Source organism: Streptomyces sp. NPDC102278, assembly GCF_044766345.1.
Taxonomy (GTDB): Bacteria; Actinomycetota; Actinomycetes; order Streptomycetales; family Streptomycetaceae; genus Streptomyces.
Genome location: NZ_JBIWLV010000002.1, coordinates 579,593 through 606,056, shown reverse-complemented (window position 1 = coordinate 606,056; position 26,464 = coordinate 579,593). Strand labels below are relative to the sequence as shown.

Here is a 26,464-nt window from a genome sequence, read left to right as displayed (position 1 = left end):
GCCGGCGAGCGGCGAGGCGCCGGGTGCCCCGGGCGCGCGACGGCGCGGCGCGGGGCGGGCGGGCAGACGTCAGCGATGACAACAGGGGCGCGGCACAACGCGCGGCGTGACGACCATGCCGCGGATCATAGACACCCCGACGGGTTCGCGCCGGCGCCCCCGCAACGCTCGCAACACCCCCGCAACACCGGCACGACGAAGCCGACCCGGCGCGCGCCGGGTCGGCTTCGTCGTGAGGTGGGGGGAGCGTGCGGGGCCCGGTGGCGTCGGCCTAGCCGGCGGCTTCCTCGCCGTCGTCCGGGATGCTGACCAGCCAGCGGCTGTCCTGGCGCGGACGCAGGTACAGCGCCCAGTACAGGGTGGCGACGGCGGTGATGCCGCCCGTCCACAGCAGGTACCGCGTCTCCTGCTGGGTCAGGATGTACGCGAACACGGCGATCAGCACCACCGGCACGGCCGGCCACAGGGGCATCCGCCAGGCCGTCGACGACCCGTGCGTCCCGCGCCGGCTGTACAGCGCGGCGACCGCGACGAGCAGGTACATGCCGGTCACCGAGACACCGGTGACCCCGTACAGGGTGTCGAGGTTGACGAAGCACATGGCCGCGCCCGGGACGCCGACGAGCAGCGTGGCCACCCAGGGGGAGCCGAAGCGGCCGAGCCGCGACAGGGCGTTGTTGACCGGCTCGGGCCAGGCCTTGTCGCGGGCGGAGGCGAACAGCACCCGGGAGTTCTGGATGACCATCACGATGCCCGCGTTGACGATGGCGAGGGCGACGCACAGGCTCACGAAGGTGCCGACGGCCGAGTTGGACCACGCGGTGACCATGGAGCCGATGTCCCCGGAGGTCAGCACGGCCAGGTCGGGGGCGCCCATGGTGATGGCGATGACCGGGATGAGGATGACGGCGGCGGAGATGGCGAGGGTGGCGAGCACGGTCCGCGGGACGTTGCGGCGCGGGTTCTCCAACTCCTCCGAGAGGTAGACGGCCGTGGAGAAGCCCTGGGTGATGAACAGGGCGATGGCCAGCCCCGAGACCACCATCATCGCGGTGACGGGCGAGGTGCCCCCGTTGTCGGTGGCCACGGCGCCGTGCACCAGCACGCCGGCGCCGCGCTCGCTGTGCGCGAAGCCGAGTACGGCCACCAGCGCGGCGGCGATCACTTCGAGGACCAGGAAGACGCCGGTGATCCAGGCGTTGGCCCGGAGGTCGAGCAGACCGGCCAGGGTGGCGAGCAGCATCACGCCGGCGCCCGCGACCGGTGCCGGTATGTCGATCACCGGTGCGAGGTAGTCGGCCGTGCCCATGGCGATGACGGGCGGCACGATCATCACCACGAGCAGGGACAGCACGAACACGAGCCATCCGGCGAGCCGGCCCGCCAGGGTGGACACCATCGCGTACTCGCCACCGGCGCTGGGGATGAGTGTTCCCAGTTCCGAGTAGCAGAACGCCACGCCGACGCAGAGCAGCGAGCCGATGGCGATGGTCAGGGCGGCCCAGGTGCCGAGGTCGGCGAACAGGTCGGGCACGACGACGAACAGGGTCGAGGCGGGCGTCACGCACGAGAGGGTGAGCAGGGTTCCGCCGACGACGCCGATGGAACGCTTGAGCTTCTGGGGGACGGGCCCGGTGGCGGGGGCGAGGGCCTGGGGTGCGCTGATCGTGTCAGACATCGGTGCGGTGTTCCGATCGGCAGATGCGGTGAGTGAGCGCGGGAGCGGTATCGCCTCCGAGGCGGTGGTGAGCAAGGTGTTCGGTGGCTCCCGGGCCGTCATGCAATCCCTGCGAGATCCGCAGGTCAAGAGCTGTTCACCTGCGGATTCCATCGTCGCGGCACCGCTGCGCACCCCGGCCGCGGTGTTAAGGCCGCGTAAACATTGAGCGAACGAGTGGTGCGGGAACCGCAGGGTGATCGTCGTGAATTTCCTTCCGCTTTGCCGATCCGGGACGTGAACGACCCCGAGCCCCGCGTACGGGCGGCTACTGCGGGTAAGCGCGGGCCATGACGGTCAAGAAGACGAGCGTTCTCGTACTGGACTGCGCCGAGCCGGAAGGCCTGGCGCTCTTCTACGCCGATCTCCTCGGCGCCGAAATGCGGGTCGGGGGGAGCCTGGACATGGTCGAGGTCGTCGGCGGCCCCGGCGTCCACCTCGCCATCCGCCGGGACCACGGCTACGCACCGCCGAGTTGGCCGCGCCCGGAGGACTCCCAGCAGGCACACCTGCGGATCCAGGTCGCCGCCGAGGACCTGGACGAGGCCGAGCGGGAAGCGGTCTCCCTCGGCGCCCGACCGCTGGACGTGGACGTGGAGGACGGGCCGCGCGACGCCCGGCTCTTCAGCGACCCGGCCGGGCACTCCTTCACCCTCGCGGCGACCGGCCCTGCGCGCACCTGAGCCTCCTGGGCCCCGTCGAACGCGCCCGAGCCGCCCCGCTAGCGGGGCGGCTCCGTCCGCGACGCCAGCAGCAGGGCGATGTCGTCGGGCCGGTCGGCGGTGTTCCCGGGCTCGTTGACCAGCCGGTCGGCCAGGTCCGTCAGCGGGGACGGCCGGGCGGCGGCCAGCGCGAGCCGCAGCCGCTCCACGCCCACGTCGATGTCGGTACCCGGCGTCTCCACCAGTCCGTCGGTGTACAGGGCGAGCACCGAGCCCGCCGCGAGCCGGAGTTCCGTCACCGGATAGCCCGCGTCCGCGTCGATGCCGAGCACCACCCCGCCTGGCAGGTCCAACACCGAGGTGCGGCCGTCGGGTTCGCGCAGCAGCGGCTGCGGGTGGCCCGCCCGGACGGCGCGGGCCCGGCCCGAGGCCAGGTCGATCAACACGTAGCAGCAGCTGGCGAACTGGCCCGGGTCGAGGTCGATCAACAGCCGGTTGGTTCCCCGCATCACCTGTTCGGGATCGTTGCCGCTCATGGCGAAGGCCCGCACGGCGCTGCGCAGTTGGCCCATGGTCGCGGCGGCCGCCACCCCGTGGCCCTGTACGTCGCCGATGACCAGGGCCAGCATGTCCGGGCCGGTCTCGACGACGTCGTACCAGTCGCCGCCGACGTCCATCCCCGCGGTGCCGGGCAGGTACCGGCCGACGGTCGCCACGTGCTCGCGCACCGGCAGCCGGTGCGGCAGCAGCGCGGCCTGGAGGCCGCGGGCCAACGTCGTCTCGCTGTCGTAGCGCCGGGCCCGCTCCAGGGCCTGCGCGATCAGTCCCGCCAGCGCGGTGAGCACCGTGCGCTCCTCCGGGCCGAAGCCGCGCGGCACGTCGAAGCCGAGGATGCAGGAGCCCACCGGCCGGCCGGAGGCGATCAGCGGGAGGAAGGCACGTGCCCCGACGTCGGCGTCCAGCGGAATCCCCGGGTAGGCGGCGGCCAGGTGCTGCATGGACTCGAAGAAGATCGGCCGACCCGTCGTCAGCGTCTCCACTCCGGGCAGCCGCGCGTCCAGCCCGACCCCGTCGAACCGGTCGAGGAAACCCTGCGGGAACCCGGTCTCCCAGGCCAGGTGCAGATGACGTTCGTTGAGCAGGTAGATCGCCAACTGGCGTCCGCCGAAGGCCGGCAACAACTCCTCGGTGACCACCGCCGAGACCTGTCGGGCCGTCATCGCCTCGGTCAGGGCGATCGCCAGGGCCACCGGCCGGTACAGCGCGGAGGCCCGGTCGGCCGGCGAGCCGGCCAGGCCGGCGCCGGGATGCTGCACGGAACCGGGGGCGTAGGCGGGCGGTTTCGCCGCGCCGATGGTCACGCTCACCCCGCCGGGCCCGGGGTGGAGTCCGACGGCGAGCCACTCCCCGGTGGGATGGGGGCCGCGCCGCGCCGGGAAGTACACCGGGTCCGAGGCCAGGAACACGGCCCGGAAGTGGTCCTCGTACGCCGGGTGCCCGAGCCAGGGGAGGACCTCCCACAGCACCTTGCCGAGGGCCCCGTCGTCGATGCCGAGCAGGGTCCGCGCGGCGGGGTTGAGGGTGACGATCCGGCCCTGCCGGTCCGTCGAGAGCACCGCCTGGGTGAGCCGGTCCAGGGCTTCGCGGGCGTCGCCGACCGTCGGGGGCCCGGGTACCGACACCGGATCGCCCTCCCACACCACCGGCGCCCCGCCCGCCGCGAGTGCGGCCAGTTCCGCCGCCAGCCGGTCCGCGCTCTCCCGCAAGCGCCGGCGGTCCGCGGCGTCGACCGGCACGCCCGGGGTCGCCGGGCGCAGCACCAGCAGCACCCCGAACCTCTCGCCCGCGGCGGTCACCGGCTCGTACAGCGAGGCGAAGGGGTACGGCAGCCCGGCCATGAGCTGCGGGAAGCGCCGCATGGCGGACTCGGCGTCGGCCAGGTGGACGGCCTGGCCGGAGCGGTAGGCCTCGGCGACCGGGTAGGGGCGGTTCATGTGCATCCGCCACCACGGCCGGAACAGCCGTCCCGGCAGCCCGCCGAGCACGGCCATCCGCAGCAGTCCCTGCGTGCCGGAGCGCAGGTAGACGCCACCCGCGTACCCGCCGACGGCCTCCATGGCCTCCACGGCCGCCCGTGCGAGCACCCGGGCCGTGGCATCGGTGGCGGGCACGCCACTGTCCGGTGTCGCCGTCACACAGACAGCATGCGCCCGCGCCCGCGCCCCCGCACACCCGTCGGCGCGGTCATCCGCGCGCCCGCTCCCGGTACCCGGCCACCACCGCGACCGCCGCGACCAGCAGGACCACGGACACGGTGCGCAGCGCGACCCCCGTCGCCTCGGTGAAGGCGGCCACCTGTGCGGGATCCCGCGGGTCTCCGTCGAAGCGGGAGGCCAGCACCGTGCCCACCACCGCCACGCCCAGGGCCGCGCCGATCTCCCGGGCCGCCGTGTTCAGCCCGGAGCCCAGCCCGGCCTGGTGCGCGGGCAGCTCCGCGACCACCGTCAGGGTCAGCGAGGGCGCGCACAGCCCGGTGCCGGTCGACAGCACCAGCAGGTAGAGGGCGTACACGGCGTACGGGGTGTCCGCGCCGGCGGTGGAGACCAGCAGCAGCCCCACCCCGATCAGGCCCAACCCGGCCCCGACCGGCAGCCGGGGGCCGGTGCGCTCCTGGAGCCGCGCCCCCAGTCGCGGGACCAGCGCCATGCCCACGGTCAGCGGGACGATCGCCGCCCCGGTGACCGCGGGGGAGAAGCCCTTCGCGTACTGGAGGTACTGGGCGTTGACGAAGAACAGCGCGAACAGACCGAAGAACGCGGCCCCGATCCCCAGCGTGCCGGCCCGCAGCCTGCGCGAGGCGAAGATCCGGGGGTCCAACAGCGGACGCGCGGCGCGCAGCGCGTACAGGGTGAAGGCCGCCAGCAGGCCCGCCCCGGCCGCGAACGCGGACAGGACCCGCGCCGAGGCCCACCCGTGGCCGGGCCCCTCGATGATCCCGCACACCACCCCGATCAGGGCCCCGGCGAGCAGCAGGGCCCCGACCGGGTCGACGGACGCGTCCGGCCGGGAGGGCGTGCGGGGGACGGTACGGGCCACCGCGAGCGCGAGCAGCGCGGCGAGCGGGACCACGGCCCAGAACAGGGCCCGCCAGGTCAGGAACTCGCCCGCGAGCCCGCCGCCGACGTTGCCCGCCAGGCCCCCGAGGCCCGCGGACAGCGTCCAGGTGGCCAGGGCCCGGCCGCGTTGTCCGGGCGGGCTCAGGTGGACCAGGACGGACATGGTGGCCGGCATGATCAGCGCCGCGCCCGCCCCGCACAGCCCGCGCCCGGCGATCAGGACGGCCGGATCCCCGGCGAGCGCGCTGAGCGCCCCGCCCGTGGCGAACAGGCCGAGGCCGCAGAGCAGGGCCCCCTTGCGGCCGTACCGGTCGCCCAGTGCCCCGGCCGGGATCAGCAGCGCGGCGAAGACGATGACGTACGCGTCCACCGCCCACAGGAGCTGGTCGGGGGTCGGGTGCAGGGTGGAGGCGGCGAGCTGCGGGATCAGCAGGTTCACGGCGGCGACCATGCCCTGGGCGACCAGTACGCAGGCGCACAGGACGAGCAGGGCGGGCCGGGTGAGGGTGGGGGCGGCTGCGGCCCGGTGCTGCTTTTCGGCATGGCGGAGCACGGCTCCTCCTGGAGTCGGTCGGTGTGGGGTGGGTGTTGCTCGGGCGGCCCGGCCGCCCGGCAGGGGGGCGGATCGTCCGCCCCGCTCACCGTAGGCTCGGCATGACCTGCTTTCCAGTGCAACTTCTGCAAGGGATCAATGCGCGTGACGCAATCCGGGATGGACCTGAACCTGCTCGTCGCCCTGGACGTCCTGCTGGAGGAGTCGAGCGTGTCCCGCGCGGCCGCCCGCCTGCACCTGTCCGAGCCCGCCATGAGCCGCACCCTGGGCCGCATCCGCAAGGCCCTCGGCGACCCCGTCCTGGTCCGCGCCGGACGGACCATGGTGCCCACCCCGCACGCCCTCGCCCTGCACGGCGAGGTGCGGGCCGTCGTGGAACGGGCCCGCGCGCTCTTCCTCTCCGGCGGCCAGGTCGATCCGGCGACCTTGACCCGTACCTTCACCATCCTCGCCAACGACGCCTTCACGGCCGTCTCGGGCGCGGCCCTCTTCTCCCGGGTGACGAGCGAGGCGCCGGGAGTGCGACTGCGGTTCCTCTCCGAGAGCCACGTCGACGTGCCGGCGCTGCGGGAGGGCGTCGCGGACCTGGAGCTGACCGTCATCGACAGCCGCGCCCCCGAGGTGCGCGTCGAGCACCTCGCCGACGAGCGGATGGTGGCCGTCGTCCGCGCGGGTCACCCCCTGCTCCGGGGCCGGATGACCGCACGCCGCTTCGCCGCCGCCGAACACCTGATCGTCTCGCGCCGGGGCCGGCTCCAGGGCCCCGTGGACGCAGCCCTCGCCGAACAGGGCCTCAGCCGACGGGTACGGGGCAGCACGGGCACCTACCCCGCCTCCCTCTTCGTGCTCCGAGACACCGACTTGGTCGGCCTGATCACCACTCAGGGCGCGCCCCTGGCCCACGGGATGGGGCTGGAGACCTTCCCGGTGCCGCTGGACCTGCCGACGCTGCCGTTCGGCATGGCCTGGCACGCGCGCCACGACGCCGACCCGGCGCACACCTGGCTGCGTTCCTGTGCCCGCGACCTGATCACCTCGCGGGAGGCGTCCCGTCGTACGTCCGAGGCCACCCCGGGATCGCCGCGCTGAAGCGCCCCGCCCTCGTCGCGCCCAGGGACCCCCTTTCGCCCCGTACGCCGTACGGACCGTCCCGAAACCCCGTCCGGGGGACGCACCCGTGTACGCCGCCCCGCCCCGGCCGCCTCCGGGAAGGCTTGCGGACATGCGACAGCAGGACGACAGCCCGACACCCCCCACCGCCTTCTCGGCGGCCGACGCCTTCACCCTGCGCACCGCCCTGGACGCCCTCGGCGGGGTACACGGGCTCGACACCCTCGACCTCGCCTGCGGACACGGCGGCACCGCCCGACTCCTCGCGAGCGGCGGGGCCCGGCGGACCGTGGGCGTGGACAACTGCCCCGAACGCATCCGACGGGCACGGGAGACCCGCCACGACGGCCCGGCCGGGCCCATCGAATACGTCGTGGCCGAAGCCGCCGGGATGCCGCAGTTGGGCCCCTTCGACCTGGCCACGGCCCTCTACCTGTTCAACGAGGCACCCGACCGGCACGCCCTGCACTCCATGTTCCGTTCCATCCGGGCCAACCTGCGGCCCGGTGGCCGGCTGCTGGCCATCGTCCCGAACGCCGGGGGTTTCCCCCGCGTGGACTGGTCCCCGTTCGGGCTCCGCGTCCTGGACCGCGACCCCGACGGGGACGCGCCGCTGGTGCGGGCCCAGTTCCTCACCGAGCCCCCGGTGCACGTCGAGTTCCGGGAGTGGGCGCACGCCGACTTCGCCGAGGCCGCCGTCGAGGCCGGGTTCACCACCGCCGGTTGGCAGCCGGCGCGGACCCCGCCGCCCTGCGCCGATCGGGACGAGGCCTTCTGGGCGTCGTACCGCGCCATGCCGGTCAGCTCGCTGATGACCTGCGTGGCCTGAGGGGCTCCGGCGGTGCGAGACCTGCCCAGGGCGTCGCCCGCGCCCCGTACGCCCCCGCCGCCCAGGCCGTCACGGCGCGGCGACCGCCCTGACCAGTTCCACGATCCGCTCGCGGGCCGCCATGCCCTCCGGCACCCACTGGAACGGGTAGCCGTGCGACAACCCCGCCGCCTCGTGGAACTCCACCTCGACGCCGGCGTCCCGGGCCCGACGCAGCAACTCGTGGCTGTCGGTGCTCAGCAGGTCCCGGGTCCCGGTGAACACAGTCAGCGGCGCCAACCCCGCGAGGCCGCCGTGCAAGGGGCTGACCCGCGGGTCGTCGGCGGCGAGGGTGCCCGCGTACAGCCGTCCGGCCTCCACCAGGCCCGGCCGCCCCAGCAACGGGTCCACCGGCTCGACGGCCGCCTGCCCGGGATGGCTCACGCTCAGGTCCAGCCAGGGCGAGACCAGGACGATCCGGGACGGCTGCGCCCCCGTGCGCTCCCGCAGGCGTTGCGCGGCGGCCAGGGCGATCCCGGCGCCCGAGCAGTCCCCGAGCAGCAGCGTCCCGCCCGCGCCGCCACCCTCGATCAGCCCGCTGAGCAGGTCGGCGGCGACCGGAACCGTGCGGTCGGCGGTTCCGCGCGGGGCCAGGATGTACGCCGGTACGACGACCCGGGCCCGCGCCCGGGTGACCAGCGTGCGGACCATCGACCAGTGGGGCCGGAGCAACTCGCCCACGTGGGCGCCCCCGTGGACGTACAACACCTGCGCCGCGGGCTCGACGCCACGCGGCGACACGTCGTACACCGGCCAGGCCCCGACGAAGGCCCGCGAGACCTCCGCGACCCGGCCCAGTGAACGCGGCGGCAGATGCGACGCCGGCCTTTTGGCGGACTCCGCCACCCTGGCCCGCACGGCCTCGGCGCTGGCGTACCGTCTTCGGCGCCCCACCGCGATCAGCGCCACCGACAACGCCTTGCTGCGCAGACTCGGCACGCCCCTCACCTCCCCTTTTCCCCACCCCCGGCGCTGCCCGGGCCGGCTGTGCCCCCTCACCTGAGGAGCATAGGCGTGAAGCTGCGCTGTGGGCCCGCTTAAGAAAGTCTCGATGGACCGATCACCATCCCGCTCGGCACATTGGTGCACGTCAGACACCGCACGGGCCCGCACGCCCCGAGGTGCTCCCCTCCGCATGCCTGGAGCCACGTTCATGAAGGCACTCGTCAAGCACAAGGCCGAGCCCGGACTGTGGCTGATGGACGTCCCCGAGCCCGAGTACGGCCCCGGCGACGTGCTGATCAAGGTGCTCCGCACCGGCATCTGCGGCACCGACCTGCACATCCGGGCCTGGGACGGCTGGGCGCAGGGCGCGGTCAAGACCCCCCTCGTGCTCGGCCACGAGTTCGTGGGAGAGGTCGCGGCACTGGGCGCCGACGTGCGGGACATCGAGATCGGCGCGCTGGTCAGCGGCGAGGGCCACCTGGTGTGCGGGAAGTGCCGCAACTGCCTGGCCGGGCGCCGCCACCTGTGCCGCAGCACGATCGGCCTCGGCGTCGGACGCGACGGGGCGTTCGCCGAGTACGTGGTGTTGCCCGCGCAGAACGTGTGGGTGCACCGGACGAAGGTCGACCTCGACGTGGCGGCCATCTTCGACCCCTTCGGCAACGCCGTGCACACCGCGCTGTCCTTCCCGCTCGTCGGCGAGGACGTGCTGATCACCGGCGCCGGTCCGATCGGCATCATGGCGGCGGCCGTGGCCCGACACGCGGGCGCCCGCAACGTGGTCATCACCGACGTCAGCCCCGAGCGGCTGGAGATCGCCCGCAAGGCCGGCGCGACGCTCGCCGTGGACGTCCGCGAGTCGACGATCGCGGACGCGCAGGCCACGCTCGGACTGCGCGAGGGCTTCGACATCGGCCTGGAGATGTCCGGCCGCGCCGAGGCCGTGCAGGACATGATCGCCAACATGACGCACGGCGGCCGGATCGCGATGCTGGGCCTGCCCGCCCAGGACTTCCCGGTCGACTGGGCGAAGGTCGTCACCTCGATGATCACCATCAAGGGCATCTACGGCCGTGAGATGTTCGAGACCTGGTACGCGATGACCGTGCTGCTGGAGGGCGGGCTCGACCTCAGCCCCGTCATCACCGGCCGGTACGCGCACACCGATTTCGAGGCCGCCTTCGACGAGGCGTCCACCGCCCGCAGCGGCAAGATCATCCTCGACTGGACGGCGTAGCCTCCCGCCCCTGCCCCGGACGGCCCGCGGCCGTCCTCCCGAACCATCTCCCTCCGGCCGGGCCCCGCACGACCCTCCCCCCTCCGCGGGGCCCGGCCCCCCTCCCTCCGCCGCACCAGGAGAAAGAGAGCACGCCCGCCATGTTCGAGACCGTCCGCCAGGACCTGCGCAAGACCCTCGACGAGATCCGCTCCGCCGGCCTGCACAAGCCCGAGCGCGTCATCGGCACCCCGCAGAGCGCGTCCGTCGGCGTCACCTCCGGCGGCGCCGCGGGCGAGGTCCTGAACTTCTGCGCCAACAACTACCTCGGCCTGGCCGACCACCCCGAGGTCGTCGCCGCCGCCAAGGACGCGCTGGACCGCTGGGGCTACGGCATGGCCTCCGTCCGCTTCATCTGCGGCACCCAGGAGGTCCACAAGGAGCTGGAGGCGCGCCTGTCCTCCTTCCTGGGCCAGGAGGACACGATCCTCTACTCCTCCTGCTTCGACGCCAACGGCGGTGTCTTCGAGACCCTGCTCGGCGCCGAGGACGCGGTGATCTCCGACGCCCTCAACCACGCCTCGATCATCGACGGCATCCGCCTCTCCAAGGCCCGCCGCTACCGCTACGCCAACCGCGACCTCGCGGAGCTGGAGACCCGGCTCAAGGACGCCCAGGACGCCCGCCGCCGTCTGATCGTCACCGACGGCGTGTTCTCCATGGACGGCTACGTCGCCCCGCTCGCGGAGATCTGCGACCTCGCCGAGCGCTACGACGCCATGGTCATGGTCGACGACTCGCACGCCGTCGGCTTCGTCGGCCCCGGCGGCCGCGGCACCCCCGAACTGCACGGGGTCATGGACCGCGTCGACATCATCACCGGCACCCTCGGCAAGGCCCTCGGCGGCGCCTCCGGCGGCTACGTCGCGGCGCGCACCGAGATCGTCGAACTGCTGCGCCAGCGCTCGCGCCCGTACCTCTTCTCCAACTCCCTCGCCCCGGTGATCGCGGCGGCCTCGCTCAAGGTCCTCGACCTGCTGGAGTCGGCCGGCGACCTGCGCGAGCAGCTCGCCGCCAACACCGCGCTCTTCCGCGCGAGGATGACCGACGCCGGCTTCGAGGTCCTCCCCGGCGACCACGCCATCGCCCCCGTCATGATCGGGGACGCCGCCGAGGCGGCCCGGATGGCCGAGCTGCTGCTGGAGCGCGGCGTGTACGTGATCGGCTTCTCCTACCCGGTGGTGCCCATGGGTGCGGCGCGGATCCGCGTGCAGTTGTCGGCCGCCCACTCCACGGCCGACGTGGAGCGCGCGGTGGCGGCGTTCATCGAGGCCCGTGCGGCGCTCGGGACGGCTGTGGCCTGAGACAATGGCGGGGTGATCGACCCCCGCCGGCTGCGCATCCTGCGGGCCGTGGCGGACCACCGTACGGTGACCGCCGCGGCCGCAGCCCTGTACCTCACCCCCTCCGCCGTCTCCCAGCAGCTCGCCGCGCTGGAGCAGGAGACCGGACACGCTCTGCTGACCCGCAGCGGCCGGGGCGTACGGCTCACCGCGGCCGGGGAGATCCTCGTCGGGCACGCCCACGAGGTGCTGGCCCAACTGGAGCGCGCCGAGGCCGAACTCGCGGCGTACGCGGGCGGCTCGGCGGGCGAGGTCACGGTGGCCGCCTTCGCCACCGGCATCGCGGAGGTGCTCGCCCCGGCGCTGGCCCGCCTCGCGGTGGACCATCCCGGCATCCGGCTCCGGGTGCGGGACGCGGAGGGCGACCAGAGCCTGCCGCTGCTGCTGGCCGGCGAGGCGGACCTGGCGCTCGCGGTGGAGTACCGCGGCGCCCCCGGCGCGGACGACGGCCGGCTGTCGATCGTCCCCCTCTACGCGGAACCCTTCGACGCGGTCCTGCCCGCCGGCCACCCGCTCGCGGACCTGCCCACCGTCTCGCTCGCGGACCTGTCCGACTCCGACTGGGTGGGCCAGTACCCCGGCAACCCCTGCCACGACGTGACCCTGCTGGCCTGCGAACTGGCCGGGTTCCAGCCGAGGTTCGCGCACTCCTCCGACGACTTCCGCGCCGTGACGGCGCTGGTCGGCGCGGGCGGAGGCGTCGCCCTGGTGCCGCGGTCGGCCCTGCGCGGCATGGACCTCAAGGAGCTACAGGTCCGCCCGGTCGCCGGTCCGGCCGCCACCCGCCGGGTCTTCGCCGCGACCCGCCGGGGCGCCGAGGCCCACCCGTTGATCGCCCCCGTCCTGGCGGCCCTGTCCCGCGAGGCGGAACGCGTCCCGACGCACTGACCCGCCCGGGCGGACCTCCGCGGCGAGCGACGGTTCGCGGCCGTTCGCGGGGCGCTCCGCGCGGCCGTCCGCGGGGCCGGCCGACCCGGTCAGACCCGGTGCACCTCGACGCCCGCCTTGGTGAAGGAGTCGGCCACCGCGGGTGACAGACCCGTGTCCGTCACCAGGAGGTCCACGGCCGAGGTCGCGCAGATCCGGGCGAAGGCGCGTACGCCGAGCTTGCTGGAGTCGGCCGCGATCACCACGCGGCGCGCGCGTTCGCACAGCAGCAGGTTCATCGCGGCCTCGTCCTCGTGCCGGGTGGCGGCGCCGTCCACCGGGTCGAAGGCGTCGACGCCGACGACCGCCGTGTCCACGGTGAGCTGTCCGAGCACCTGTTGGGCCAACGGGCCGGTGAGTTCGTAGGACTGGGGGCGGGCCACCCCGCCCGTCAGCACGATCTTGAACTGGGGGCGGATCACCAGCTCGCCCGCGATGTTCAGGGCATTGGTGACGACCGTCAGGGCGGGGGAGCCCGTGGCGAGGTCCGCTCGGGCCGCCAAGGCGCGGGCCACTTCGGTGGTGGTCGTGCCGCCCGTCAGGCCGACGACCTCGCCCGGGACGATCAGCGCCGCCACGGCCTCGCTGATCCTGCCCTTCTCGGCGGCGCGGCGAGAGGTCCGGTAGCGCAGGGGGAGTTCGTAGGAGACCCCGTGCGGCGCCGCCCCACCCCGGGTGCGGACGAGCAACTGCTGTTCGGCGAGCTGATCGAGGTCGCGGCGGATGGTCGCGGCGGACACGCCGAGCGCCTCCGCCGCGGGTTCCACCTCCAGCCCGCCGCGCTCCACCAGCAGGTCCAGCAGCTTCTGCCGGCGTTCGTTGCGGGTCATGGCCCCCCTCGTCGGTGCTCCGGGGGCCTTGGGTCCGGCCCCGGCGTCGAGGTTAACCCAGGAGATCACCGCCGTGGATGCTTGAAGTTGCGTGAAACTGCCCGCTACCTTGCAGGAAAACGCACACACGCAGCCGTCGCGCACCAGGGAGCCCGTATGAGTCACGTCGCGAGTCACGTCGCGCAGGAGTTGGCCACACAACCCGAATGCTGGGAACGGGCCGCCGAACTGGCCACGACGCACCGGGCCTTGCTGCCGCGACGCGGGGAACGCACCGCGATCGTCGGCTGCGGCACCTCGTACTACATGGCCCAGGCGGCCGCCGTCCTGCGCGAGGAGGCCGGCCAGGGCGAGACGGACGCCTTCCCCGCCTCCGAGTTCCCGAGCCACCGGCGCTACGACCGCGTCGTCGCGCTGACCCGCTCCGGAACCACCACCGAGGTGCTGGACCTGCTGGCCGGGCTGCGGGACGCCGGGGTGGCGACCACCGCCGTCATCGGGGACCCGGCGACGCCCGCGATGACCCTCGCGGACGACGTCGTGGTGCTGGACTTCGCGGACGAACGGTCCGTCGTGCAGACCCGCTTCGCCACGACCGCCCTGACCCTGCTCCGGGCCCACGTCGGCGCCCACACCCCGGCCGCCGTCGCCGACGCGCGCGCCGCGCTCGCCGAGCAACTGCCCGCCGGACTGGAGGCCCTCGACCAGTACACCTTCCTCGGTCGCGGCTGGAGCGTGGGACTGGCCCACGAGGCCGCCCTGAAGATGCGCGAGGCCTCGCTGTCCTGGGCCGAGTCCTACCCGGCCATGGAGTACCGGCACGGCCCCGTCAGCGTCACCGGTCCCGGCACCCTCACCTGGTCCCTGGGCGAGACCCCCGACGGCATCGCGGAACAGGTCCTCGCCGCCGGCGCCGCGTGGGTGGAAGGCCGGCTCGACCCCCTCGCCGAGCTGGTCCGCGTCCACCGGCTGGCCCTCGCCGCGGCCGCACACCGACGGCTCGACCCGGACGCGCCCCGCAACCTGACCCGCTCCGTCATCCTCACCACGGGAGAGGAGGCGGTCCGATGACCCTCGTCCCCGCCGGCGGCCTCGTGGCGGAGGCGGCCAAGGCCGGCCGCGCCGTCGCCGCCTTCAACATCATCACGCTCGAACACGCCGAGGCCGTGATCGCGGGCGCCGAGCGGGTGGGCCTGCCGGTGATCCTGCAACTCAGCGAGAACGCCGTGAAGTTCCGGGGCGGCCAACTGCTCCCCATCGCCCGCGCGGCCGTCGCCTGCGCGGAGGCGGCAGCCGTCCCCGTCGGGTTGCACCTCGACCACGTCAAGAGCCCCGAACTGCTGCGCCGGGCCGCGGACGCCGGCTTCGGGTCGGTGATGTACGACGCCGCGCGGTTGCCGTACGCCGAGAACCTGGAGGCCACCCGCTCCGCAGCCGACTGGGCCCACGTCAACGGGCTGTGGATCGAGGCCGAACTGGGCGAGGTCGGTGGCAAGGACGGGGCCGCGCCACTGGACCCCCACGCCCCGGGCGCCCGCACCGACCCGGACGAGGCGCGACGGTTCGTCGCCGATTCCGGGGTGGACGCGCTGGCCGTGGCCATCGGCAGCAGCCACGCCATGACCCGCCGGACCGCCGCCCTGGACCACGCGCTGCTCGCCCGCCTGGCCAAGACGGTGGACGTCCCGCTGGTGCTGCACGGGTCCTCCGGCCTCCCGGACTCCGAACTCGCGGCAGCCGTCGCGGGCGGCATCCGCAAGGTCAACATCGGCACCGCGCTGAACGTGGCCATGACGGAGGCCATCCGTACCCACCTCACACCGGCCGACCCGCGTCCCTACCTCACGGCGGCCCGAACGGCGATGGCGACGACCGCCGCCGCCATGCTCACCGCCCTGAACTGAGCACCGCCGCCCCGCTCGCGGGGCGGCGACCGCCCCCGACCGACAGGGCTCCCGTCAGCGCGGCAGCAACCGGGCCCGATGGCATTCGATGGCCGGCCACCGGGCCTGGTCCGCGCGCGCGCCCCGGGTCAGGGTCCGGGTGCCCTCGACCACGGCCAGGTCGCGCTCGGTGTACAGGCACAGCGCGAGGAACAGGGTCGCGCGCCGCCCGTCGTGCGTCTCGTCGTAGTACCAGTCGGCGCTGACCTGCCGGTCGGCGCCGGACAGGAAGGGCCGTTGGAGGAAGTCCTGCACCTCCAGCGGGAACTGGCCGAGGATCCCGCGCGCCTCCGGATGGAGGTCGAGCCGCTCCACCGGCGTTCCGGGCGACGGGGGAGCGGCGGCGGGGGTCTTGGGGCGGCCGACCCTCGGCGGCCGGTGGTCGAAGGACTGCCGGCGCAGCGATCCGGGCTCCAGCCGGACCCGCTCACCCCGGTACTCGGGCACACCGCCCCGGATGACCGGTTCGATGCGACAGACCCCCCGCTCGCCGATCACCAGTGCCCTCGGGTGTCCGTTCGGCTCGGGGTACGCCCACCAGGTCAGGACCTTCCCCGCCTTCTCCAGCAGGGTTGCCGTCGTGTCCGCCGGGAGGCGGTCCCAGCACTGCTGCCGGCTCGGCTGCCCCTCCGCGACCGGCAGCGCGCCCGGCTCGTGGATCTGCGTCACCGCGTCGGGGCGCTCCGGTGCCCGGCGCTCCGGTGCCCGGTCGCGCCCGCCCATCTCCCGTACCCATGCCTCGTGGTCCACGCGGCCCCCCGGTTCGTCGAAGTCCCCTGCCCCAAGGGGCCATTGTCGGGCAGGCGGGGGTCCGCTGCCGGCGGTACGGCGCGGTCGCCGGGAACCAGGGCCCGGGACCCTTCCGGATTCTTGGAACAGGTTCTAGTCTGCCCTCCGCCAGTGACGAAGGACCGCGAGACTTCCCGGAGGGCCCGTGCACCTCGAATACACCCCTGAGCAGCAGCGGTTGCGCACCGAGTTGCGTGCCTACTTCGCCGAGCTGGTGCCGCGGGACGTCTACGCCCGTTACGAGGACCCGGCCGCCCAGAAGCGCTTCTACCGCGAGACCATCCGGCGGCTCGGGGGCGACGGCCTGCTCGGGGTGGGTTGGCCCGAGGAGTACGGCGGGCGCGGGATGTCGCCCGTGGACCAGTTCATCTTCTTCGACGAGGCCGCGCAGGCCGTCGTGCCGCTACCGCTCATGGCGCTGAACACCGTCGGGCCGACCATCATGCAGTTCGGCACGGACGAGCAGAAGGCGTACTTCCTCCCGAAGATCCTCGCCGGTGAGATCGACTTCGCCATCGGCTACAGCGAACCCGACGCCGGCACCGACCTCGCCGCACTCACGTGCAAGGCCGTACGCGAGGGCGACGAGGACACCGGTACGTACGTGGTCAACGGTCAGAAGATCTGGACCACCAACGGCGACACCGCCGACTGGGTCTGGCTCGCCGTCCGCACCGACCCCGACGCCCCCGCCCACAAGGGCATCACCATGCTCCTCGTACCGACCTCGGACCCCGGCTATTCCTGCACCCTCATCAACACCCTGGCCTCGCACGACACCACGGCCAGCCACTACGAGAACATCCGCGTCCCCGCGAGCCGCCGCGTCGGCCAGGAGAACAAGGGCTGGCGCCTGATCACCAACCAGCTCAACCACGAGCGCGTCACCCTCGCCGCCCACGGCACCATGGCCATCCGCGCCCTGCACGACGTCCAGCGGTGGGCCGCGCGGACCACGCTCGCCGACGGCCGCCGCGTGATCGACCTGTCCTGGGTCCGCGGCAGGCTCGCCCGCACCCACACGCGGCTCGACGCGATGAAGCTGCTCAACTGGCAGATGGTGAACGCGGTCGAGGCCGGCACCCTCACCCCGCAGGACGCCTCCGCCGTCAAGGTCTACGGCTCCGAGGCGCGCCGCGACGCGTACGCCTGGCTGATGGAGGTGGTCGGCGCGGCCGGTTCCCTCAAGGACGGCTCGGCGGGCGCGGTCCTGCACGGCGAGCTGGAGCGCGGCTACCGCAGCGCGGTGATCTTCACCTTCGGTGGCGGCAACAACGAGATCCAGCGCGAGATCATCTCGTGGATCGGCCTCGGCATGCCGCGCGTGCGCCGCTGACCCGGGCGCGTGGCGTCGACCCGGGACCCGGGACGCGTTCAGGGTCCCCGATCGGGGGGCGATGGCCCGCGGGACCGGACCACCGCCCGCGCCGGTGGTCCGTGCGGCGGTGGCGGCCGACCGCCCCGGGGACCGTCCCGGGGCGGTCGGTGATCAGCCGGCGGCCGTGGCCGCCTCCGGTCAGGGACGGTCCGTCAGGTAGCCGCCCATGGAGGTGAAGTACTCGGACGCGGGCAGCTCGCGGCCGTCCTCGGTCCGTACCCGGGTGATGGCCAGGCCGTGGTTGCGGCCGGTGCGGGCGTCGGCCCCGGCGACGATCGCGACGCCGTCGCCCTCCCGGTAGAAGATGCGCCCGGGGGTGCCGCCGTACAGGCCCTCGGACACGACCGCGGAGAGCACCTCCAGGCGCTTGCCCTTGTGGAAGGTGAAGGCGGCCGGGTACGGCGCGGACTGGGCGCGGACCAGGCGCTCCAGGACCTCGGCGGGCCAGGTCCAGTCGATCCGGATGTCCTCCTCGGCCCGCTTGTGGAAGAAGGTGGCCTGGGACCGGTCCTGCTTGGTGAACTCGGTCTGCCCGGAGGCGATCAGGTCGAGGGCGCCGATCGTGACCGGGGCGATCAGGTCGACCGTCTTGTGGAACAGGTCCGTGGTCGTGTCCGTCGGACCGACGGCGACCGAGTGCTGGAGGACGATGTCCCCGGCGTCGAGGACCTCGTCCATCATGTGCGCAGTGACGCCCACTTCGGACTCGCCGTTGACGAGGGCCCAGATCAGCGGGGAGAAGCCGGCGTACTTGGGCAGCAGCGAATCGTGCACGTTGAGGGTGCCGTGCCGCGGCAGGTTGTAGATGCGCGGCGGGATCCAGGTACGCCAGTTGTTGGCGACGAGGATGTCCGGGTCGGCCTCCTTGAGCCGCTGGAACAGCTCTTCGTCGTCGGGGCGGTTGCGGATGACGACGGGAACGCCGTGCTCCTCGGCGAGCTCGGCGACCGAGTCGCTCCAGATCTTCTCGTACGCGTGCTCGCTCTTGGGGTGCGTCACGACCATCACGACGTCGTGCTCGGAGTCCAGGAGCGCCTTCAGGGTGCGATGGCCCCAGGTTTGATAGCCGAACATGACGACCCGCATCGGGTTCCTCCTAGGGTGAGCACAGTGGTCAACGTAAGTAAAGCAAGCCTAACCTAACGATTCAACCGCCCCGATTCTGGGCCTGATTGACCCGAGTGGGAGTGAATTGACCGTTTTGCCAGGTCGACAGCGACCCGGGATCAGGTTAGCTTTACCTAAGTTCCACTCGCTGCCGCTCATCGGCGCGCCCTGGACTCCCCTATTCCCCCACCCTGACAAGACGCCTGGCAGGCGGCTGTCCCGCACCAATGGGAGTGACATGTCACAGGCTCTTCCTGGCGACGCACCACTGATCCACGATCTGATCGGCATCGGCTTCGGCCCCTCGAACGTTGCCATGGCGATCGCTCTCAGCGAGCACAACGCGCGCGTCGGAAGGCAAGAGGCGGTCACCGCTCACTTCTTCGAGCAGCAGCCCCGCTTCGGCTGGCACCGCGGCATGCTCATCGACGACGCCACGATGCAAGTGTCCTTCATGAAGGACCTGGTGACGCTGCGGAACCCCACCAGCGAGTACAGCTTCCTCTGCTACCTGCAGAGCAAGGGCCGCCTGATCGACTTCGTCAACCACAAGAACCTCTTCCCGCTCCGGGTCGAGTTCCACGACTACCTGGAGTGGGCCGCGGCCAAGGTCGACGACATGGTCTCGTACGGCCACCAAGTCGTCTCCGTCGAGCCCGTGGTGCGTGACGGCGTCGTGGAGTACCTCGACGTGACGGCGCGCTCCGGTGACGAGGTCGTCGTCCACCGGGCCCGCAACCTGGTCATCGGAACCGGGCTGCGCCCGGTCATGCCGGAAGGCGTCGAGCGGACCGAGCGCGTCTGGCACAACTCCGACCTGCTGTCGAAGGTGGACGCCCTGGAGGGCCGGGAGCCCACCCGCTTCGTCGTGGTCGGCGCCGGCCAGAGCGCCGCCGAGAACGTCGCCTACCTGCATCGCCGCTTCCCGCAGGCCGAGGTCTGCGCGGTCTTCTCCCGCTACGGCTACAGCCCGGCGGACGACAGCAGCTTCGCCAACCGCATCTTCGACCCCGAGGCCGTGGGCGAGTACTACTCGGCGCCCGAGGACGTCAAGCAGCGGCTCATGGGCTACCACGCCAACACCAACTACTCCGTCGTCGACATGGACCTCATCGACGACCTGTACCGGCAGTCGTACCGCGAGAAGGTGCTCGGCACCGAGCGGCTCCGGTTCCTGAACGTCTCGCGCCTGACGGGCGTGCAGGAGACGGCCGACGGGGTCCGAGCCACGATCAAGTCCCTCGTCAGCGGCGAGGAGAACCTGCTGGACGCCGACGTCGTGGTGTGCGCCACCGGGTACCTGCAGGCGGACGGCCTCGGTCTCCTCGGCGAGGTCGCCGACCGGTGCCACCGCGACGACCAGGGCCGTGTCCAGGTCGAGCGCGACTACCGCGTGGCGACCGACCTCGACCTGCGCTGCGGCATCTACCTGCAGGGCGGGACCGAGCACACGCACGGCATCACCTCCTCCCTGCTGTCCAACACCGCGGTACGGGTCGGCGAGATCCTCGACTCGATACTCGACCGCGGCCTCAAGGCGCTGACCGACGAGGTCGGCCCGGTCACCGGGGCGGCCGCCGACGCCGCCCGCCAGCCGGCCGTCTGACCGGCCGCTCCACAGACCCACTGCCGTGCCTGTGGTGCCCTCGCACCGGCGGGCACGGCAGCACTGTGCACGCAGCAGATCCACGAAGAAGGACCGCCGTGCCTCCGGTACCCGCCGCCGGGGCGGCCGGCGTCCGCGCCGGATGCAAGGGATAACCTACGTCGACATGGCCACGACTACAGTTGAACGCCCGGCGCCCTCCCGCGTCGCGGGAGCCCGGCACCGCAGGCTCGTGGGCCTCGGCGCCCTCGTCGCGGTCCTCGTGGTCGTGGCGGTGGTCTCCCTCGCCGTCGGAGCGCGCGCGTTGAGTCCCGCCGAGGTGTGGCACGGACTGTTCACCGCGCCGGAGGCCGGCCAGAAGGTCTCGGACACCCGGCTCATCATGCAGACCGTACGGGTGCCCCGCACCGTGCTCGCGATCGTGGCGGGCACCGCCCTGGGCGTCGGCGGGGCGCTGATCCAGGGCTACACGCGCAACCCCATCGCCGACACCGGTCTGCTCGGGGTGAACACCGGCGCCTCGTTCGCCGTCGTGTCGGCGATCTCCCTGTTCGGGTTCACCGACCCGTTCCAGTACGTCTGGTTCGCCTTCCTGGGCGCCGCGCTCGCCGGAGTCGTCGTGTTCGGACTGTCGAGCATCGGCCGGGGCGCCGGCAATCCGCTGACGCTCGCCCTGGCCGGGCAGGGGGTCACGGTGTTCCTCATGGCGATGACGACGGCGGTCGCGCTGTCGGACAAGGCGGCACTGAACGCCCTGCGGTTCTGGAACGCCGGCTCGGTGGCCGGTGTCCGCTTCGACGTCATCTGGCCGGTGACCGCCTTCATCGCGGTCGGGCTGGTGTTGGCCCTGGCCACGCTGCCCTCCGTCAACCTGCTCAACCTCGGTGACGACGTCGCGCGGGGGCTGGGCGTGAACATCGCGCTGATCCGCACCGTCGGCATCGTCGCCATCACCCTGCTGGCGGGCGCGGCCACCGCGGCGTGCGGTCCCATCGCGTTCCTCGGACTGATGGTGGCGCACCTGGCCCGGTACCTGGCCGGCCCCGACTACCGTTGGCTGGTGCCGTACGCGGGTGTTCTCGGCGCAGTCGTCCTTCTGGTCTGCGACATCGCGGGCCGCGTGGTGGTGCGGCCGGGGGAGTTGGACGCCGGCGTCCTCGTCGCCCTCCTCGGCGCCCCCTTCTTCGCGGTCCTGGTGTGGCGGGGAAAGTTCAAGAGCGCATGAACGTGACAGTGGTGAAGCGGCCGATGACGCCGGGCGTGCGGCTCGGCCGCGTGTCGTTCGTATGGCGGCCCAGGATCGCGCTGGTCACGCTGACGTTGACGGTGGCGGCCTTCCTGGTGTTCTGCCTTTCCATCGCGGTGGGGGACTTCCCCCTCGGTCTGCCCCGGGTCATCGCCACGCTGTTCGGCGGGGGCGAGCAGGTCGACCAGTTCGTGATCATGGACTTGCGCATGCCTCGGGCCGCGGCCGGCCTCGTCGTGGGGATCGCGCTGGGGGTCTCCGGGGCGATCACGCAGTCCATCGCGCGCAATCCGCTGGCCAGTCCGGACATCCTGGGCATCACCGGGGGCGCCGGCGCGGTCGCGGTGTTCCTGGTGACGATGTCGGGCGGGGCCGCCGCGGCGGTCACCGGCTCCGTGGGGCTCTCCGGAGCGGCGCTCGCGGGCGGTTTCCTCACGGGGCTGCTGGTGTACGTCATGGCGTGGCGACGCGGCATCGACGGCTTCCGGCTCATCCTCATCGGTCTCTCGGTGAGCGCCGTGATGGAGGCGATCACGACCTGGCTGCTGGTCACCGCCGACATCCGGGACGTGGCGCGCGCCCAGGCGTGGTTGGTCGGCTCCCTGGACAACCGGTCGTGGGACGAGGTCGGGGTGGCGCTCTGGGGCACGCTCGCCGTGATGGTCGTCGTGGTGTGCGTCGGCTTCCAGTTCAAGCCGATGCACTTCGGCGACGACGTGGCCGCGGGCCTGGGCGTGCGGTACTCGCTGGTGCGGGCGGTCCTGCTGCTGTGCGCGGTGCTCCTGGCCGGATTCGCGGTGAGCGCGGCCGGACCGGTCCCGTTCGTCGCCCTGGTGGCACCGCAGGTGGCGATGCGTCTGACCAAGTCCCCGACGCCGCCGATGGTGGCGGCCGGCCTGACGGGGGCGCTGCTGCTGATCGGAGCGGACCTGGTCGCCCGCACCGTACTGCCCGTCTCCCTGCCCGTCGGGGTGGTCACCGCCGCGATCGGCGGCCCGTTCCTCGTCTACCTCCTGGTGCGGGCCAACCGCCGCTAGGGCCTGATCCGAAAGACAGACCCCAGGGCGCGGCGCCCGGCCCGTTCCGGCGTCAACCTCTCGTCCGGCCCGCGGTGTCCGATGCCGCGGGCCTCACCTGCGCCGCTTTGACGACGGGGCCCAGGTGATACAAAGATTAGGTAAGCCTAAATTAGGGGAGGGCATGGTCGTTCAACGCGTCACCGAGATCGAGGTCGAGACCGGGATCGATGGCATCCCGCGGCTGGCAGCCAAGGGCGTCACGGTCGGGTACGGGGATCGAATCGTCATCGACGCGCTGGACGTGACGGTCCCGGCGGGCGTGGTGACCACCATCATCGGCCCCAACGGCTGCGGCAAGTCCACCCTCTTGCGGACCCTGTCGCGGTTGCTCAAGCCGACCGCGGGATCGGTCGTGCTGGACGGTGAGGACATCGTCAAGCTCAAGACCAGGGACGTGGCGAAGAAGCTCGGCCTGCTGCCCCAGGCGCCGGTCGCGCCGGAAGGCCTGACCGTGGCGGACCTGGTCGCCAGGGGGCGCCATCCGCACCAGAGTTGGCTGCGGCAGTGGTCCTCGGACGACGCCCGCGTCGTGGAGCGCGCGCTGGCCATGACCGGGGTGGCCGACCTGGCCGACCGTCCCGTCGACTCGCTCTCCGGGGGCCAGCGTCAACGCGTCTGGATCTCGATGACCCTCGCCCAGGGCACGGACCTGCTCCTGCTCGACGAGCCCACCACCTATCTGGACCTGGCGCACGCCGTCGACGTGCTCGACCTGGTCGACGACCTGCACGAGTCGGGACGCACCGTGGTCATGGTGCTCCACGACCTCAACCTGGCCACGCGCTACAGCGACAACCTGATCGTGATGAAGGCGGGTTCGGTCCTGGCGCAGGGTCACCCGCGCGACGTGGTGACCGCCGAACTGCTGTACGAGGCCTTCGGGTTGCGGGCCAAGGTGATCGACGATCCGGTGGGCGACCGGCCGCTCATCGTGCCGATCGGCCGTACCCACGTCCAGAGTCCGGGCAACCGGAATGAGTTGCCTACAACTTAGGCTAGGCTTACCTCACTGCCCCGGGGTACGGTTTGCCTGCCTCACGTGGGGCCGCAGCGGACAGCACGAAAGCAAGGGATTTCCGAATGCTCCTCGACAGAACCACACGTATGAAGCCCTGGCAGCGGCTGGCGGCGACCGTGTCTGCCGCGGCCCTCGGTGTAGGCGTCCTCGCGGGGTGCGGTTCCGACTCCGCGGACAAGGCCGACAAGAAGAACGACGGCGCCAACACCCCGGCCGCCGCCGGTGCGTTCCCGGTCACCGTCGAGCACGCTTTCGGCACCACCAAGGTGGAGAAGGCTCCCCAGCGCGTCGTCTCCGTCGGCTACACCGACGACCAGACGATCCTCGCGTTCGGCATCAAGCCGGTCGGCATGGTCGACCAGTACCCGAACCCGGCGGGCAAGACGCCCGACATCAACACGCAGTGGCCCTGGGTGAAGGACAAGTGGGGTGACGCCAAGCCCGAGGTCATCATGAACAACGGCGACACCGGCCCCAACTACGAGAAGATCGCGGCCCTGCGCCCGGACCTGATCATCGGCGTCTACTCCGAGATCGACCAGGCCGCCTACGACAAGCTCAGCAAGATCGCCCCGACGGTGGGTCGCACCAAGGCCGAGAAGGAGCCCTTCAGCGCTCCGTGGCAGGACAACGCCCTCCACATCGCCAAGGCGCTCGGCAAGGCCGACGAGGGCAAGGCGATGGTGCAGGGCATCACGGACAAGCTCGCCGCGGCCAAGAAGGCGCACCCCGAGTTCGCCAACCAGACCGCCGTCGCGCTGTCCTGGTACAAGGACTCCGTCGCGCCCTTCACCACCACCGACGTGCGCGGCCAGCTCCTGACCGGCATGGGCTTCAAGGGGCAGACCGAGATCGACAAGATCGCGGGCGACAAGTTCTACACCCAGCTCTCCCCGGAGCGCACCGACCTCGTCGACGTCGACCGTGTCTTCGTCATCAACGACAAGGCGGACATGGACGCACTGAAGAAGTTCGACCTCTTCACCAACCTGAAGGTCGCGAAGGACAACAAGGTGTCCTACCTGCTGGACAGCGAGGGCCCGGCGGCCGGCGCGGCCATCTCGCAGGCCACCCTGCTCTCCATGCCGTACGCGATCGACGAGCTCGTCAAGTCGGTCGGCTAGGTGTGAGTACCACGGACACTCGTGTCGCCCCGGCAACCCTGCGTACGACGACCGGACGTGAAGCAGCCCGATGGGTCGCGGCCCAGTGCCGCACGATGCCCTGGCTGTCGTCCGCCGCCGTCCTCAGCACGGTCGCCGGGGCGGCGCTCCAGATGCTCCCCGTGCTGCTCCTCGGCCGGGTGGTCGACGGAGTGGTCGGGGGCGAACCACGTTCGATCCTGCTCACGATCGGTGTGCTGATGGTGGCCGCCGCGCTCCTCGGCGCGGCGGCCACCGCGGTGTCGGCCTACCTGATCGGGCGGCTTGGCGCCGACCTGCTCGCGCAACTGCGGGAAGGCGCCGTACGGGCCGTGCTGGGCATGCCCAGCGCCCGGGTCGAACAGGTCGGCCGCGGTGACGTGCTCTCGCGGGTCGGCGACGACGTCGCGGTCCTGTCCAAGGGCATCCGCTCGGCCATCCCCACGGTGTTCTCCGCGGGGGTGCTGGTGGCCATCGCCACGGTCGGCATGTTCGGGCTGGACTGGCGGCTCGGCCTGGCCGGCGCGTGTGCGCTGCCGGCCTACGCGCTGGCTCTGCGCTGGTACCTGCCCCGCTCCGCTCCGCTCTACCAGCAGCAGCGGGTGGCCCAGGCCGACCGCGCGCAGGCGCTGATCAGCGGTCTGAACGGCATCGAGACGGTACGGGCGCACCGCCTGGAGGAGGCCTTCCGGGAGAAGGTCTCCGACGACTCGCGGCGGGTGAAGGACCTCGGGATCGAGGTGTTCCGCTTCTTCGGTCGTTTCGTCGGCAGGGAGAACCGCGCGGAGTTCATCGGCCTGGTCCTGATCCTCGTGGTGGGCTACGTCCTGCTGGAGACCGGATCCGCCAGCCTCGGCGAGGTGTCGGCGGCGCCCCTGGTGTTCCACCGGTTGTTCACCCCGCTGGGCGCGATCATGTTCACCTTCGACGAGGCCCAGAAGTCGGGCGCCAGCCTGACCCGGCTCGTCGGGGTGCTGGCGGAGTCCGAGGAGGAGAAGCGGCTGGTCGGCGACTCGACCGCCGCCCTCGTGGACAACACGCCGTCCGCGGTGACCGTGCGGGGGCTGACCTTCGGCTACCCCGGCGCCGACGAACCGGTCCTGCGGGACGTCGACCTGACGATTCCGGCGGGCGGTTCGTTGGCCCTGGTGGGCGCGACGGGCGCCGGCAAGTCGACCCTGGCCGCGCTGATCGCCGGCATAGGGGTCCCGCAGGCCGGATCGGTGCGGGTCGGGTCCACCGATCTCACCGAACTGGACGAGGCCGGGGCGAGGGCGCTGGTGAGCATCCTGACCCAGGAGACCCACGTGTTCTCCGGTCCGCTCGCCGACGACCTGAGGCTGGCCGCCCCGGAGGCGACCGACCTCGAACTGATGGCCGCGCTGCGCACCGTGGGCGCGGACGAGTGGGTCGAGGCGTTGCCCGACGGCGTCCACACCGCGGTGGGCGAGGGCGGTGAGCGTCTGGACGGCACCAAGGTCGCGCAGATCGCCCTGGCGCGGCTGGTGTTGGGTCGGGCACCCGTGGTGGTGCTCGACGAGTCGACCGCGGAGGCCGGCAGCGAGGGCGCCGCCGAGCTGGAACGTGCCGTCCTGGCCGCGTGCGAGGGCCGGACGACGCTGTTCGTGGCGCACCGGCTGACGCAGGCGGTGGCGGCCGACCGGATCGCCGTGCTGGACGCGGGACGTGTCGTGGAACAGGGCACGCACGAGGAGTTGGTGGCCCTGGGCGGCCGCTACGCGCGACTGTGGCTGGCCTGGAAAGACGGTAGTTAGGCAAACCTAATTTAGGTTAGGCTGGCCTCAGTAC

The 26,464-nt window shown here is 72.5% G+C and carries 23 protein-coding genes; 16 read left to right on the top strand and 7 right to left on the bottom strand.

Annotation, left to right across the window (positions count from 1 at the left end; all coding sequences use genetic code 11):
- Positions 1-271: 271 nt before the first annotated feature.
- Positions 272-1,678 carry an APC family permease gene (locus ACIRO3_RS07565; RefSeq protein ID WP_404133572.1) on the bottom strand — a complete coding sequence of 469 codons (1,407 nt, stop codon included), beginning with the start codon at positions 1,676-1,678 and terminating at the stop codon, positions 272-274.
- Between ACIRO3_RS07565 and ACIRO3_RS07560 the strand changes: the two genes are divergently transcribed.
- Both ACIRO3_RS07560 and ACIRO3_RS07555 read left to right on the top strand, forming a co-directional pair.
- Entirely contained in the window at positions 1,668-1,886 is a 219-nt protein-coding gene (locus ACIRO3_RS07560) for a hypothetical protein (protein WP_361776779.1), read from the top strand. The genes ACIRO3_RS07565 and ACIRO3_RS07560 overlap by 11 nt on opposite strands.
- Before the next feature lie 121 nt (positions 1,887-2,007).
- Positions 2,008-2,400 carry a VOC family protein gene (locus ACIRO3_RS07555; RefSeq protein ID WP_404133569.1) on the top strand — a complete coding sequence of 131 codons (393 nt, stop codon included), beginning with the start codon at positions 2,008-2,010 and terminating at the stop codon, positions 2,398-2,400.
- 38 nt (positions 2,401-2,438) lie between these two features.
- On the opposite strand, the gene ACIRO3_RS07550 is transcribed toward ACIRO3_RS07555, so the two are convergent.
- Entirely contained in the window at positions 2,439-4,496 is a 2,058-nt protein-coding gene (locus tag ACIRO3_RS07550) for a SpoIIE family protein phosphatase (RefSeq protein ID WP_404134116.1), read from the bottom strand.
- Positions 4,497-4,623: 127 nt separating this feature from the next.
- Entirely contained in the window at positions 4,624-6,048 is a 1,425-nt protein-coding gene (locus tag ACIRO3_RS07545; RefSeq protein WP_404133567.1) for an MFS transporter, read from the bottom strand.
- Positions 6,049-6,186: 138 nt separating this feature from the next.
- Here ACIRO3_RS07545 and ACIRO3_RS07540 point away from each other — a divergent pair, with 138 nt between their 5' ends.
- Both ACIRO3_RS07540 and ACIRO3_RS07535 read left to right on the top strand, forming a co-directional pair.
- Positions 6,187-7,137, top strand: a complete 951-nt coding sequence (locus ACIRO3_RS07540) for a LysR family transcriptional regulator (protein WP_404133564.1) — start codon at positions 6,187-6,189, stop codon at positions 7,135-7,137.
- Positions 7,138-7,270: 133 nt separating this feature from the next.
- Positions 7,271-7,987, top strand: a complete 717-nt coding sequence (locus ACIRO3_RS07535) for a class I SAM-dependent methyltransferase (RefSeq protein WP_361776785.1) — start codon at positions 7,271-7,273, stop codon at positions 7,985-7,987.
- A 69-nt stretch (positions 7,988-8,056) separates the two neighbouring features.
- Here the strand turns inward: ACIRO3_RS07535 and ACIRO3_RS07530 are convergent, their stop codons facing one another.
- Positions 8,057-8,965, bottom strand: a complete 909-nt coding sequence (locus ACIRO3_RS07530) for an alpha/beta hydrolase fold domain-containing protein (protein WP_404133561.1) — start codon at positions 8,963-8,965, stop codon at positions 8,057-8,059.
- A gap of 214 nt (positions 8,966-9,179) precedes the next feature.
- Here ACIRO3_RS07530 and tdh point away from each other — a divergent pair, with 214 nt between their 5' ends.
- From tdh to ACIRO3_RS07515, 3 genes are all read left to right on the top strand, one after another.
- Positions 9,180-10,208 (top strand): L-threonine 3-dehydrogenase, encoded by a 1,029-nt coding sequence (gene tdh, locus ACIRO3_RS07525; protein ID WP_361777045.1) that lies wholly within the window; start codon positions 9,180-9,182, stop codon positions 10,206-10,208.
- 140 nt (positions 10,209-10,348) lie between these two features.
- Positions 10,349-11,551 carry a glycine C-acetyltransferase gene (locus ACIRO3_RS07520; RefSeq protein ID WP_361776791.1) on the top strand — a complete coding sequence of 401 codons (1,203 nt, stop codon included), beginning with the start codon at positions 10,349-10,351 and terminating at the stop codon, positions 11,549-11,551.
- Positions 11,552-11,563: 12 nt separating this feature from the next.
- Positions 11,564-12,478, top strand: coding sequence for a LysR substrate-binding domain-containing protein (locus tag ACIRO3_RS07515; protein WP_404133559.1), 915 nt, complete (start codon positions 11,564-11,566; stop codon positions 12,476-12,478).
- 89 nt (positions 12,479-12,567) lie between these two features.
- Here ACIRO3_RS07515 and ACIRO3_RS07510 read toward each other — a convergent pair whose 3' ends face one another.
- Positions 12,568-13,347: a DeoR/GlpR family DNA-binding transcription regulator gene (locus ACIRO3_RS07510; RefSeq protein WP_404133557.1), complete on the bottom strand. Its 780-nt coding sequence runs from the start codon at positions 13,345-13,347 to the stop codon at positions 12,568-12,570.
- A gap of 156 nt (positions 13,348-13,503) precedes the next feature.
- Here ACIRO3_RS07510 and ACIRO3_RS07505 point away from each other — a divergent pair, with 156 nt between their 5' ends.
- Together ACIRO3_RS07505 and ACIRO3_RS07500 are read left to right on the top strand one after the other, a co-directional pair.
- On the top strand, positions 13,504-14,418 hold the full coding sequence (locus tag ACIRO3_RS07505) for an SIS domain-containing protein (RefSeq protein WP_404133554.1): 915 nt from the start codon (positions 13,504-13,506) through the stop codon (positions 14,416-14,418).
- Entirely contained in the window at positions 14,415-15,251 is an 837-nt protein-coding gene (locus ACIRO3_RS07500) for a class II fructose-bisphosphate aldolase (protein WP_365996703.1), read from the top strand. The genes ACIRO3_RS07505 and ACIRO3_RS07500 overlap by 4 nt, the downstream gene beginning before the upstream one ends.
- Before the next feature lie 54 nt (positions 15,252-15,305).
- Here the strand turns inward: ACIRO3_RS07500 and ACIRO3_RS07495 are convergent, their stop codons facing one another.
- A complete protein-coding gene (locus ACIRO3_RS07495; protein WP_404133551.1) occupies positions 15,306-16,040 on the bottom strand; it encodes a hypothetical protein in 735 nt (244 codons plus the stop codon).
- A 184-nt stretch (positions 16,041-16,224) separates the two neighbouring features.
- On the opposite strand from ACIRO3_RS07495, the gene ACIRO3_RS07490 reads away from it, so the two are divergent.
- A complete protein-coding gene (locus ACIRO3_RS07490; RefSeq protein ID WP_404133548.1) occupies positions 16,225-17,415 on the top strand; it encodes an acyl-CoA dehydrogenase family protein in 1,191 nt (396 codons plus the stop codon).
- 180 nt (positions 17,416-17,595) lie between these two features.
- Here the strand turns inward: ACIRO3_RS07490 and ACIRO3_RS07485 are convergent, their stop codons facing one another.
- Positions 17,596-18,543 carry a methionyl-tRNA formyltransferase gene (locus ACIRO3_RS07485; protein ID WP_404133545.1) on the bottom strand — a complete coding sequence of 316 codons (948 nt, stop codon included), beginning with the start codon at positions 18,541-18,543 and terminating at the stop codon, positions 17,596-17,598.
- 259 nt (positions 18,544-18,802) lie between these two features.
- Between ACIRO3_RS07485 and ACIRO3_RS07480 the strand changes: the two genes are divergently transcribed.
- The 6 genes from ACIRO3_RS07480 (at position 18,803) to ACIRO3_RS07455 (ending at position 26,430) form a co-directional block, all read left to right on the top strand.
- Positions 18,803-20,170 (top strand): lysine N(6)-hydroxylase/L-ornithine N(5)-oxygenase family protein, encoded by a 1,368-nt coding sequence (locus tag ACIRO3_RS07480; RefSeq protein ID WP_404133542.1) that lies wholly within the window; start codon positions 18,803-18,805, stop codon positions 20,168-20,170.
- A gap of 166 nt (positions 20,171-20,336) precedes the next feature.
- On the top strand, positions 20,337-21,395 hold the full coding sequence (locus ACIRO3_RS07475) for a FecCD family ABC transporter permease (RefSeq protein ID WP_404133541.1): 1,059 nt from the start codon (positions 20,337-20,339) through the stop codon (positions 21,393-21,395).
- Positions 21,392-22,453 (top strand): FecCD family ABC transporter permease, encoded by a 1,062-nt coding sequence (locus ACIRO3_RS07470; RefSeq protein ID WP_404133538.1) that lies wholly within the window; start codon positions 21,392-21,394, stop codon positions 22,451-22,453. Before ACIRO3_RS07475 ends, ACIRO3_RS07470 begins: the two co-directional genes overlap by 4 nt.
- Positions 22,454-22,616: 163 nt before the next feature.
- A complete protein-coding gene (locus ACIRO3_RS07465) occupies positions 22,617-23,489 on the top strand; it encodes an ABC transporter ATP-binding protein (protein WP_361776820.1) in 873 nt (290 codons plus the stop codon).
- An 86-nt stretch (positions 23,490-23,575) separates the two neighbouring features.
- On the top strand, positions 23,576-24,637 hold the full coding sequence (locus tag ACIRO3_RS07460) for an iron-siderophore ABC transporter substrate-binding protein (RefSeq protein ID WP_404133535.1): 1,062 nt from the start codon (positions 23,576-23,578) through the stop codon (positions 24,635-24,637).
- A 2-nt stretch (positions 24,638-24,639) separates the two neighbouring features.
- Positions 24,640-26,430, top strand: coding sequence for an ABC transporter ATP-binding protein (locus ACIRO3_RS07455; RefSeq protein WP_361776826.1), 1,791 nt, complete (start codon positions 24,640-24,642; stop codon positions 26,428-26,430).
- Positions 26,431-26,464 lie beyond the last annotated feature (34 nt).

What these genes read in the sequence shown, in the direction of transcription:
- ACIRO3_RS07565 (WP_404133572.1), bottom strand. Translation starts at nt 1,678, where the DNA reads ATGTCTGACACGATCAGCGCACCCCAGGCCCTCGCCCCCGCCACCGGG.
- ACIRO3_RS07555 (WP_404133569.1), top strand. Translation starts at nt 2,008, where the DNA reads ATGACGGTCAAGAAGACGAGCGTTCTCGTACTGGACTGCGCCGAGCCG.
- ACIRO3_RS07550 (WP_404134116.1), bottom strand. Translation starts at nt 4,496, where the DNA reads ATGGAGGCCGTCGGCGGGTACGCGGGTGGCGTCTACCTGCGCTCCGGC.
- ACIRO3_RS07540 (WP_404133564.1), top strand. Translation starts at nt 6,187, where the DNA reads ATGCGCGTGACGCAATCCGGGATGGACCTGAACCTGCTCGTCGCCCTG.
- ACIRO3_RS07535 (WP_361776785.1), top strand. Translation starts at nt 7,271, where the DNA reads ATGCGACAGCAGGACGACAGCCCGACACCCCCCACCGCCTTCTCGGCG.
- tdh (WP_361777045.1), top strand. Translation starts at nt 9,180, where the DNA reads ATGAAGGCACTCGTCAAGCACAAGGCCGAGCCCGGACTGTGGCTGATG.
- ACIRO3_RS07520 (WP_361776791.1), top strand. Translation starts at nt 10,349, where the DNA reads ATGTTCGAGACCGTCCGCCAGGACCTGCGCAAGACCCTCGACGAGATC.
- ACIRO3_RS07510 (WP_404133557.1), bottom strand. Translation starts at nt 13,347, where the DNA reads ATGACCCGCAACGAACGCCGGCAGAAGCTGCTGGACCTGCTGGTGGAG.
- ACIRO3_RS07505 (WP_404133554.1), top strand. Translation starts at nt 13,504, where the DNA reads ATGAGTCACGTCGCGAGTCACGTCGCGCAGGAGTTGGCCACACAACCC.
- ACIRO3_RS07500 (WP_365996703.1), top strand. Translation starts at nt 14,415, where the DNA reads ATGACCCTCGTCCCCGCCGGCGGCCTCGTGGCGGAGGCGGCCAAGGCC.
- ACIRO3_RS07485 (WP_404133545.1), bottom strand. Translation starts at nt 18,543, where the DNA reads ATGCGGGTCGTCATGTTCGGCTATCAAACCTGGGGCCATCGCACCCTG.
- ACIRO3_RS07480 (WP_404133542.1), top strand. Translation starts at nt 18,803, where the DNA reads ATGTCACAGGCTCTTCCTGGCGACGCACCACTGATCCACGATCTGATC.
- ACIRO3_RS07475 (WP_404133541.1), top strand. Translation starts at nt 20,337, where the DNA reads ATGGCCACGACTACAGTTGAACGCCCGGCGCCCTCCCGCGTCGCGGGA.
- ACIRO3_RS07470 (WP_404133538.1), top strand. Translation starts at nt 21,392, where the DNA reads ATGAACGTGACAGTGGTGAAGCGGCCGATGACGCCGGGCGTGCGGCTC.
- ACIRO3_RS07465 (WP_361776820.1), top strand. Translation starts at nt 22,617, where the DNA reads ATGGTCGTTCAACGCGTCACCGAGATCGAGGTCGAGACCGGGATCGAT.
- ACIRO3_RS07460 (WP_404133535.1), top strand. Translation starts at nt 23,576, where the DNA reads ATGCTCCTCGACAGAACCACACGTATGAAGCCCTGGCAGCGGCTGGCG.